The 9457-nt window shown below is 44.0% G+C and carries 12 protein-coding genes; 3 read left to right on the forward strand and 9 right to left on the reverse strand.

Annotated elements, in window-relative coordinates; genetic code table 11:
* Positions 1-12: 12 nt before the first annotated feature.
* The 4 genes from pyrF to ihfB form a co-directional block, all read right to left on the reverse strand.
* Complete coding sequence (pyrF, locus tag AC0L6V_RS10325; RefSeq protein WP_265218817.1) at positions 13-720, reverse strand: orotidine-5'-phosphate decarboxylase; 708 nt, start codon at positions 718-720, stop codon at positions 13-15.
* Between the two features lie 61 nt (positions 721-781).
* Positions 782-1960, reverse strand: a complete 1179-nt coding sequence (gene lapB, locus AC0L6V_RS10330; RefSeq protein WP_111606374.1) for a lipopolysaccharide assembly protein LapB — start codon at positions 1958-1960, stop codon at positions 782-784.
* Positions 1961-1965: 5 nt separating this feature from the next.
* Positions 1966-2280 (reverse strand): LapA family protein, encoded by a 315-nt coding sequence (locus AC0L6V_RS10335; protein WP_418139005.1) that lies wholly within the window; start codon positions 2278-2280, stop codon positions 1966-1968.
* A gap of 83 nt (positions 2281-2363) precedes the next feature.
* Positions 2364-2672, reverse strand: coding sequence for an integration host factor subunit beta (gene ihfB, locus AC0L6V_RS10340; RefSeq protein WP_111606285.1), 309 nt, complete (start codon positions 2670-2672; stop codon positions 2364-2366).
* 208 nt (positions 2673-2880) lie between these two features.
* Here ihfB and ppa point away from each other — a divergent pair, with 208 nt between their 5' ends.
* Positions 2881-3411: an inorganic diphosphatase gene (gene ppa / locus AC0L6V_RS10345; protein WP_111606286.1), complete on the forward strand. Its 531-nt coding sequence runs from the start codon at positions 2881-2883 to the stop codon at positions 3409-3411.
* A 102-nt stretch (positions 3412-3513) separates the two neighbouring features.
* Here the strand turns inward: ppa and trxB are convergent, their stop codons facing one another.
* On the reverse strand, positions 3514-4467 hold the full coding sequence (gene trxB, locus AC0L6V_RS10350) for a thioredoxin-disulfide reductase (protein WP_265218814.1): 954 nt from the start codon (positions 4465-4467) through the stop codon (positions 3514-3516).
* A 128-nt stretch (positions 4468-4595) separates the two neighbouring features.
* Positions 4596-5348: a HesA/MoeB/ThiF family protein gene (locus AC0L6V_RS10355; protein WP_265218813.1), complete on the reverse strand. Its 753-nt coding sequence runs from the start codon at positions 5346-5348 to the stop codon at positions 4596-4598.
* An 87-nt stretch (positions 5349-5435) separates the two neighbouring features.
* On the opposite strand from AC0L6V_RS10355, the gene AC0L6V_RS10360 reads away from it, so the two are divergent.
* Together AC0L6V_RS10360 and AC0L6V_RS10365 are read left to right on the forward strand one after the other, a co-directional pair.
* Positions 5436-6038: a carbohydrate kinase family protein gene (locus AC0L6V_RS10360; protein WP_418139006.1), complete on the forward strand. Its 603-nt coding sequence runs from the start codon at positions 5436-5438 to the stop codon at positions 6036-6038.
* Entirely contained in the window at positions 5923-6735 is an 813-nt protein-coding gene (locus AC0L6V_RS10365) for an inosine/guanosine kinase (protein WP_418139007.1), read from the forward strand. Before AC0L6V_RS10360 ends, AC0L6V_RS10365 begins: the two co-directional genes overlap by 116 nt.
* Before the next feature lie 100 nt (positions 6736-6835).
* Here the strand turns inward: AC0L6V_RS10365 and AC0L6V_RS10370 are convergent, their stop codons facing one another.
* From AC0L6V_RS10370 to AC0L6V_RS10380, 3 genes are all read right to left on the reverse strand, one after another.
* Entirely contained in the window at positions 6836-7345 is a 510-nt protein-coding gene (locus tag AC0L6V_RS10370; RefSeq protein ID WP_223232324.1) for a chemotaxis protein CheW, read from the reverse strand.
* Positions 7346-7450: 105 nt separating this feature from the next.
* On the reverse strand, positions 7451-8317 hold the full coding sequence (locus AC0L6V_RS10375) for a Tim44 domain-containing protein (protein WP_111606290.1): 867 nt from the start codon (positions 8315-8317) through the stop codon (positions 7451-7453).
* A gap of 13 nt (positions 8318-8330) precedes the next feature.
* Positions 8331-9338 carry a tryptophan--tRNA ligase gene (locus tag AC0L6V_RS10380; protein WP_111606291.1) on the reverse strand — a complete coding sequence of 336 codons (1008 nt, stop codon included), beginning with the start codon at positions 9336-9338 and terminating at the stop codon, positions 8331-8333.
* Between the last annotated feature and the right edge of the window lie 119 nt (positions 9339-9457).

The following is a 9457-nucleotide window of genomic DNA, read 5'->3' on the forward strand; positions in this document are numbered from 1 at the left end:
CCACAAGAGAGATTACGACAACACACCTAGATCACGATTTGCTTGAGTCAACACGGCAATAGGATCACTAGCCTGAGTTATCGGACGCCCCATGACTAGGTAATGACTGCCTGCCGCCATAGCCTCCGCTGGTGTCATAATACGCTTCTGGTCGCCCTGATCCGAACCAGTAGGACGAATACCAGGTGTCACTAACACAAAATCTCGTCCCAAGTCCGCAGACAACATACTGGACTCTTGCGCAGAACAGACCACCCCATCCATGCCAGAAGATTTCGCCAACGCCGCCAAACGTTTAACGTGCTGCTCAGGCGTCGCGTCAATACCAATTTCTAAAAGATCCGCTTGATCCATGCTGGTCAGAACCGTTACCGCAATCAATAAGGTCTTGTTATCGGGTAATTGCTGCAACGCATTCGCAGACGCTTCCATCATACGACGGCCACCAGTCGCATGAACGTTTACCATCCACACGCCCGCTTTAGCCGCCACAGTCACCGCGTTCGCCACTGTATTTGGAATATCATGAAATTTAAGATCGAGAAAAATGTCGAAGCCTAGCTTATGCAACTCATCCAAAATCACAGGACCTGCTGTCGTAAACAACTCTTTGCCGACTTTGACTCGACACTGGCTAGGGTCTAGTCGTTTCGCCATCTCAACGGATTGCGCCATGGTTGGGTAATCTAGGGCAACCACTATAGGGGATTGGCAGCTCATTCAGTGTCCTCTTTTCTTTCGGTTTCTATCGTTTATAAGTATCACAAATACACGCTTTGCTTTATTCACCTTCCAAACCATGAATTGGCTTTACCACGCCCCAATTTTTACAACTAGGACACTGCCAATGCAATTGATGTCCAGGAAAACCACACTGGCGACATTGATATTTGTGTTTTGCCTGTACGAGTTGATCAATCAGCTCGAATAACACCACCAAATGTTGTTGGTTGTAACCTTGAGAATCGGCGAGCTGCAAACTAATCAGCTCTTTAAAACCTTTAATCGTGGGGTGTAATCTTAATTGTTCAACCAGAAACATCTCGGCGTAGTCTTTATCTGTTTCCATGTAATGCTGAACCAGCGCCATGATTAAAGCCGTAGAAGGCTTCTTCTGATTCTGTTCTTGCAAAAACTTAATGTAACCACCACTGCCCCACACTTTTTGATAACACTCTTTTAACTTAGGGATAATGATGGAAATAAATTCTGGGTCTTGTTCTGCTGCGTGCTTTAGCTCTTTAATGGCGTCACGATAACGCCCTTGGCTATTTAATACATCGGCCGCGCCAATACTCGCTCGAACGCAGCTAGAGTCCACCTCTAAAGCTTGTTTATAATACTGAAAAGATTGCTTCCATTGCTCTTTTTTCTGCAACTCTTGAGCCATCTCACAATGAAAATGCGCCAAGCGCTTAATCTCTTTTTTGGTCGGCGCTTCTTTGATCAACTCAGAGCCAATTTGTATGGCCTTGTCCCAACTCTGCTCAAATTCATAAAGATCGACAAGCAAAGTGAGTATTTTAGGCTGAAATTCCGTTTTGCGTGACGTTGACGCCATATTCAATAATAAGCGCCCTGCTCTATCTAGCAAACCAGCCGACATGAAATCACTGGCAAGCTCTAACTGCACCATACGCATTTCACGCTGGGATATCTCAGGACGAGCGAGCAAGTTTTGGTGTATGTTGATGGCCTTTTGTATTTCACCTTTTTTACGAAATAAATTACCTAGTGTAAGGTGGATATCAAAGGTATCAGAATTGACTTCGAGAGAATCAACAAAAGCGTCAATGGCCTCAGAATGTTGATCGTTCAGTAGATGGTTAAGACCACGAAAATAATCAGTCGGAATGCTTTTTTTGGTTTGCTTATTTTTCTTGGTCGGATTTTTACGCCCCATTGCCCAGCCAACAAAGAGCGCGACAAACAGAACCAAAAACAACCCAATTTCGGTCAACTCACTCACTCCTTCTCAACAGAAAGCTCTTTCGCAATAGAAGCCTTACGCAAAGAATCTACTTCATCTCGTGCTTTTTCGTATTTACGAGTTAATACCTTGATCTGACGCTCACTGCGTAAATAGGTAACTGAGCTAACCAACAAGGCAACACAGGCTCCAACAGTAAAAGATATAATGACATAGAGGGCGACGCTAAGTTCTGGCCCTTGCCAAAAAACAAGATCTAATGGGATTAGTTGTGGATTGCGGATGGCAAAAAACACACCCACGGCAAGAAAAAAACAATGAGTACTGTGTAAGTAACTCTTTTCAGCCATTTAAGCATAAAACAACCTACCAAAAAATATAATGGCGTTATTATGCCGTGGTAGCTAAAAAAATTCGAGGCATAAGACGTAAATTAGTTAAGTTCGTTAATCTCACTGTCTTCAGGCAAATTAACCAATTCTCTCAATTCTTTGCCCGGTTTAAAGTGCGGCACGTACTTGGCTCCCAGTTCAACAGACTCTCCCGTTTTAGGATTTCGGCCAATTCTGGGTGCTCTGTAATGCAGAGAAAAACTACCGAAGCCTCTTATCTCTATGCGCTCACCATTCGCTAAGGAATCAGACATATGCTCCAGCATTGCTTTGATTGCTTGCTCTACATCTTTCACCGGCAAATGGGATTGCTGATCGATTAGCAGCTCTATCAGCTCAGATTTTGTCATTACTGTCCTCGCGACTATAATTTGATCACTGTGTAAGACTAGCTAAATTTAGAAAGAAAGCAATAAGTTAACGCTATTTAGAATGCTTTTTACATGTTTTATTCTAGTGAAATAGAGAATATTACGAATGGATGCATTACACAACTAGCATAGATGCTGTCTAGCTTTTATAATATTGCCCATATTTAACACATTGGAAGAAATTATAATGAGCTATAGCAAAATCCCTGCTGGCAAAGATGCACCAAATGATATCAACGTGATCATCGAGATCCCAGCACAAGCAAACCCAGTAAAATACGAAGTTGATAAGGATATGGACGCGCTTGTCGTTGACCGCTTCATGACCGCTCCCATGTTCTATCCTGCCAACTACGGCTATGTTAACCATACGTTAGCAGATGATGGTGACCCAGTTGATGTTTTGGTGATTACGCCTTACCCAGTGGTTCCAGGTTCCGTTATCCGCTGCCGCCCAGTTGGCGTATTGAATATGTCTGACGAAGCCGGTATGGACGCAAAATTGGTTGCTGTTCCACACGAGAAACTAAGCAAAGAATACGGTCACATCCAAGATGTAAACGATATTCCACAACTGCTACGCGATCAGATTGAACATTTCTTCGAAAACTACAAAACCCTTGAAAAAGGCAAATGGGTAAAAGTAGAAGGCTGGGCAAACGCTGACGAAGCAAGAAAAGCGATTGTTGAAGGCATCGAAGCTTACAACGCTCAGTAATTCGTTCAAGCGATTTACTTTAGGCACAAAAAAACCGATCCTAGGATCGGTTTTTTTGTGCCTCAGACTTTCATTCAGCAAAGTCTGAGGCGTGTGTACATCTTACTCTAAAGAATCCAAGTAACGCTCTGCATCCAGCGCAGCCATACAACCTGTACCGGCGGAGGTGATTGCTTGGCGGTAAATATGATCAGACACATCCCCAGCAGCAAAAACACCTTCAATGCTGGTTTGAGTGGCATTACCGTGGGTACCAGATTGAACTTTTAGGTAACCATCGTGCATCTCAAGCTGACCTTTGAAAATATCCGTGTTTGGCTTATGACCAATGGCCACAAATAAGCCCGCAACCGCGATGTCTTTCTTCTCGCCTGTTTCGTTATTCTTGATACGAATACCCGTTACGCCAGCGTCATCGCCCAACACCTCTTCTAACTCAGAATGCCATTCGATTTTCACATTGCCGTTTTTCGCTTTTTCCATCAACTTATCCGCTAGGATTTTCTCAGAACGGAATTTGTCACGACGGTGAATAACGGTAACTGTTTTCGCTATGTTAGAAAGGTAAAGTGCTTCTTCAACAGCCGTATTACCACCACCAATCACAGCAACATCTTGATTGCGGTAGAAGAAACCATCACAGGTCGCGCAAGCAGATACACCTTGCCCCATGAATTTTGTTTCGCTCTCAAGACCCAAATACTGAGCACTCGCACCAGTGGAAATAATCAAAGCATCACAAGTATAAACACCACTGTCACCTTCCAAACGGAATGGACGGTTTTGCAAATCCACTTTATTAACATGATCAAAAATAATTTCCGTTTCAAAACGCTCAGCGTGCTTACGCATACGCTCCATCAGCTCTGGACCTTGTACGCCTTGATCATCACCTGGCCAATTATCAACCTCGGTAGTCGTGGTCAACTGACCACCCATTTGCATACCGGTAATCATCACAGGATTCAGGTTCGCACGGGCAGCATAAACCGCTGCGGTGTAGCCAGCTGGACCAGAACCTAAAATCATTAATTTAGCGTGTTTCACATCGCTCATGTCATTGCTCCTGTAAATGAATGTTTGCCAGACTCAACAATGCGGTCGGCTAAAATACTGTGACAAATTCTAACGAAAATCGGCTGAAATTCTTAGAGAAAAATACTAATTACTAAAATAGGGACTTTCTATGAGTTTTCAAGTGAGCAAGCAGAGCATTCTGGATCTTGACTTAGACGTATTTCACGCCAGCTGCCTTCAAAACCGTCAAATAGCCTCAATACGCCATGCTTAACCTTTCCACAACCACTTGCCAGCTTTAATGCTTCTAGCGCCTGATAAACACCAAGTAAGCCAACAACAGGAGCGACAATACCACTTTCGTTACAGCTTAATTGCTGATCCGACAAAGAAGGATATAAGCACTCATAACAAGGCGTTGATTGTTGATGATACAAGAAACTCACCAACTGCCCTTCCCAGCGAATCGCTGCCGCGCTGACCAGTGGTTTTCTCAACAACAGACAAGCACGGTTGATGGCTTTTCTTGCCGTAAAGTTATCCGTACAGTCCAACACCACATCTGCCTGTTCTACAGCACGAAGCAAAGAATTGTCTGCCAGTTTTTGAGCAATCACTTCGATTTGAACGGCTGAATTTTTAAGCGCAATCTGCGCCGCCGCCGCATCGACTTTATTCAGGCCAAGCTGATGTTCAGCATAAAGGACTTGGCGTGGTAAATTGCTGCACTCTAGTTGGTCGCCGTCCGCTAACACTAATGTTCCCACGCCTGACGTAGCCAAATAAGTCGCCGCAATATTCCCTAATCCACCTAAGCCAATAATCAATATTTTAGCTTGGGCAAGATTCAATTGCCCCTGTATATCAAAATTTGGCAGTAATAACTGTCTACTATAACGATCTAACTCTGATTCGTTCATTTTCACCTTACTTTCTTCTTGCTAATCCTGCCCGACTGGTCAATTCTTTGCTAAACTCACTCTATTATTTTATCCATGAGCATCGATATGAAGTTTCCCGGTCAACGCAAACTCAAACATTACTTCCCAGTTTCTCAACCTAAACCAGCTCTGCCTAAATCAGAAGTCCGTCCAGATAAAGACACTTACATCGTTGGTTTGGATGAAACTATCGTCGATGTGGTCGCTAATGTCTCGGATCAATTTTTAAACACATTTAGCATCCAAAAAGGATTGTCGAATCTTGTCGATGCCGACACAGCCTCTGCGATATATGATGAACTCACTGCACAAAACAGCATCTCAGATCATTTTGCTGGCGGCACTATTGGCAACACCATACACAATTATTCCGTGCTAGCTGATGACAAATCTGTGCTACTTGGCGTCATGTCTGCCAATATTACCCTAGGTTCACCAGCTTACCATTATATCTGCCATACCAGCAGTAAAGTCGATATGAATCACCTTCAAGGCGTTGCTGGGGACATCGGCCGTGGCATTACCTTAATCACACCTGACGGTGAGCGCACTTTTGCGATCGCCCCTGGGGACATGGACGAGCCTCAATACGGAACACATTCCGGAAAATATTATCGCCGGTGCGGCTGCCCTGGTAACTTGTGCTTACCCTTTACGCCATCAGGGTAAACCCATCAAACAGGCCATGCTAACCGCCCTACAATATGCCCATCAACATCATGTTCCAACCGCTCTTACATTAGGCACCAAACACCTTGTAGAAGATAATCGTGAAGAACTGCTCGAATTAATCAAAAACTACGTCAACGTACTCGCCATGAATGAATTAGAAGCCGAAGCGTTAACGGGATTATCAGATCCATTACAGGCGGCCAGTGCCATTCTTGATTACGTTGATCTTGTGTTATTAACCGCAGGGCCAGACGGCATGTATCTATGCGGCTATACCGATGATGAGCTAAAACGGGAAACCACACACCCTATTAAATCGGGCAGCTTGGCCGATTTTAATCGTTGGGAATTCAGTCGCCCTATGCTGCGTGAAGCTTGCAAACACCCCGTAAAAGTCTTCTCTCATATCGATCCTTACATGGGCGGCCCCGAAAAAATTCGCAACACCAATGGCGCGGGTGACGGCGCCTTATCAGCATTGCTGCATGATATTTCTGCGAACCACTTTCACAAAGAAGCCATTCCAAACTCCAGCAAACACTTGGCGCCCTTTTTGGCCTATTCCTCTTTTGCCCAAATCTGTAAATACTCGAACCGCGTAAGTTATGAGATATTAGCGCAAAACGCGTCTCGATTATCCCGTGGCTTACCAGAAAGAGAAGACAGCCTAGAAGAAGCTTACTGGGAAAGATAACCGTTCAAGCTTTCTTAGCGACATAAAAAAACCATGCATAAGCATGGTTTTTTTATGTCGTTCTAAACTCTAGATCGCTCTAAAAAGAATGGATTGGCTCTTAATTCATCGCTTCGATGCCAAGTGCATCGTTGCGCTCAAACATACGATTGAGTTCCAACAAAATAACCAACTCATCTTCTTTTTGGTAAACACCTTGAATAAATTTCAAGGCATCGTCATTACCTACGCTTGGACTTTGCTCTATTTCACCTTGATACAAATAGAATACTTCTTGTACCGCATCGACCAACAGACCCACTTGTTCACCATCATGCTCGATGATGATAATGCGCGTGTCATCGGTAATAGTGCACTCTGGCAAACTAAAACGGACGCGTGTGTCCACTACCGTCACAACGTTACCGCGTAAGTTTACGATGCCTAGTACATAAGAAGGCGCACCTGGAACGGGAGCTATTTCGCTATAGCGTAGCACCTCTTTAATCTGCATGACGTTGATACCATAAGTTTCGTCAATCAGCTTAAAAGTCAGATACTGCAACAACTCGCCTTTCTTATTTTCAGATAAGGCTTTCCCTTTTTCTTTAATAGGTGCTAATTCAGACATGGCTCACATCCATATTCAATTTGATTAAAGTACTGTAGAACTCGTTACTGCTTTTGTCTAGTGTAAACAAAGAGTAACGAGTCTACGAGCAAAGTTAAGTAACAATTAGTTGTCTTGTTGTATCCCAACTATTGTCCAATTTCCATTTGCGTCAGACATGTTCTTTTCTAAGTGCCAAATTTCAGCGGTTTCCGATGTTTCATCGCCTTCTTTGATCCAGCCTGAGAACTGTAAAGAAATAGACGCTGTCGAACCGATAAACTCACCACGAACCAAGTCAACCATCAAAGAGATCACTTCAGTACGAGGCTTGTTGTCGCCATGCTTAGCACGCTCTTCAACCAACAAGTTGTAAAGCTCTGGGCTAACATAATCTAAAATTTCATTAAAATTATTATCATCCCATGCTTTTTGCAGTGTGATGTAATGATTTTTCGCTTCTGCAACAAAGGCCTGCTCATTAAAACCAGGTGGCAATTGAATGTCTGGAGTAGCACCGAAACCACTCATTCCAGCCATTGGTGAAGGCTGAACGCTGTCGCGAGTTGATTCAGGCATTTCACGGAACATACCATTTGTGCCAGCTTGTTGAGCCGCTGCTGCAGCGCGACGTTTTGGCGCGATGAAAAACTTGTAGATCAAGAAACCAATCACAGCGAATAACAAGATATCGCCAAATGAAATACCATCAAATGCACCACTACCTAGCAAGGCTGCAAAAATACCACCTGCTAATAGACCGCCTAACAGACCACCGCCTAGACCACCCAAGAAACCAGGTTTTTTAGCACCAGCCGCCGCAGCCGTAGAATTGGTCGCACTCGCTGGCGCCGCTTTAGGCTTAGACACAGAAAAGCTTTTACCAAAACTCTTACCACCACCAAGCTTTTTAGCATGGACATCGGCACTATAGCCCCCCGCCCCAATTGCCAACACAAACGCCAACAGCATGGCATACACAGATGTTTTCACGGTATTTCTCCTATTATTTAAAATTCACTAGACCTACGGCATTGCGTAGGTCTGAAATCATTTGCCTTGCTCGCGCTCGCGCTTTTTCCGCACCCGATTGTAGTATTTCCTCGACATGAACAGGATTTGCTATCAATTCTAGATACTTTTCACGCGGCTCACTCAGTTGACCATTGATCAGGGTAAAAAGTTCCTTCTTTGCTTCGCCCCAAGCAATACCCTCTGCAAAATTCTGACGCATTTGCTGAGTTTGTTCTGGTGTCGCAAACGCTTTATAAATATCAAACACAGTAGAGTCATCAGGGTCTTTCGCTTCCCCCGGTTCTAACAGGTTGGTTTTGATTTTATTGATGCCTTTTTGTAGCTTTTTCTCAGTATCAAATAATGGAATCGTATTGTTGTAACTCTTGCTCATCTTACGACCGTCTAAGCCTTTAAGAATGGAGCCTTCTTCACCCACCACCGCTTCCGGTAATACGAAATGTTCACCAAATAAATGGTTAAAACGACCAGCAATGTCGCGCGCCATTTCAATATGCTGTATTTGATCACGACCAACCGGCACTTTATGGGCGTTAAAGGCCAAAATATCCGCCGCCATTAACACTGGGTAGCAAAACAAGCCCATAGTGATACCAAAATCTGGATCTTGGCCATTAGCAAGATTGTCATCTACCGCGCCTTTGTAAGCATGGGCGCGATTCATCAAGCCTTTTGCGGTGACGCAGGTCAGTAGCCAATTCAATTCAGCAATCTCAGGAATATCAGATTGACGGTAAAAAGTTGCTTTATCCGTGTCCAAGCCACACGCTAGCCAGGTCGCCGCAATTTCTAAACGAGACTGTTTCACACGCTCTGGATCCTGACACTTGATCAAGGCATGATAGTCTGCAAGAAAGAAGTAAGATTCCGTATTGTCTTGACGGCTCGCTTCGATCGCTGGACGAATGGCTCCCACATAGTTACCTAAGTGAGGAGTTCCTGTGGTGGTGACACCGGTTAAAACAATTTCTTTTGCCATTGTTGCTACTCTTTCCTACTTTACACAATGTTGAAATGTTGCTTACCCTACCATAAAAAAACGACCGCAAGAATCACGCATTACGATTATTTAATCTGATGTTTTACAAGCTTTTTTAC

Source organism: Marinomonas sp. G8-14 (assembly GCF_055808935.1).

Excerpts from the sequence above, each read along its gene's own strand:
- AC0L6V_RS10370 (WP_223232324.1), bottom strand. The coding sequence starts at position 7,345 with ATGTCTGAATTAGCACCTATTAAAGAAAAAGGGAAAGCCTTATCTGAA.
- trxB (WP_265218814.1), bottom strand. The coding sequence starts at position 4,467 with ATGAGCGATGTGAAACACGCTAAATTAATGATTTTAGGTTCTGGTCCA.
- ihfB (WP_111606285.1), bottom strand. The coding sequence starts at position 2,672 with ATGACAAAATCTGAGCTGATAGAGCTGCTAATCGATCAGCAATCCCAT.
- AC0L6V_RS10335 (WP_418139005.1), bottom strand. The coding sequence starts at position 2,280 with ATGGCTGAAAAGAGTTACTTACACAGTACTCATTGTTTTTTTCTTGCC.
- pyrF (WP_265218817.1), bottom strand. The coding sequence starts at position 720 with ATGAGCTGCCAATCCCCTATAGTGGTTGCCCTAGATTACCCAACCATG.
- AC0L6V_RS10355 (WP_265218813.1), bottom strand. The coding sequence starts at position 5,348 with ATGAACGAATCAGAGTTAGATCGTTATAGTAGACAGTTATTACTGCCA.
- ppa (WP_111606286.1), top strand. The coding sequence starts at position 2,881 with ATGAGCTATAGCAAAATCCCTGCTGGCAAAGATGCACCAAATGATATC.
- AC0L6V_RS10380 (WP_111606291.1), bottom strand. The coding sequence starts at position 9,338 with ATGGCAAAAGAAATTGTTTTAACCGGTGTCACCACCACAGGAACTCCT.
- AC0L6V_RS10360 (WP_418139006.1), top strand. The coding sequence starts at position 5,436 with ATGAAGTTTCCCGGTCAACGCAAACTCAAACATTACTTCCCAGTTTCT.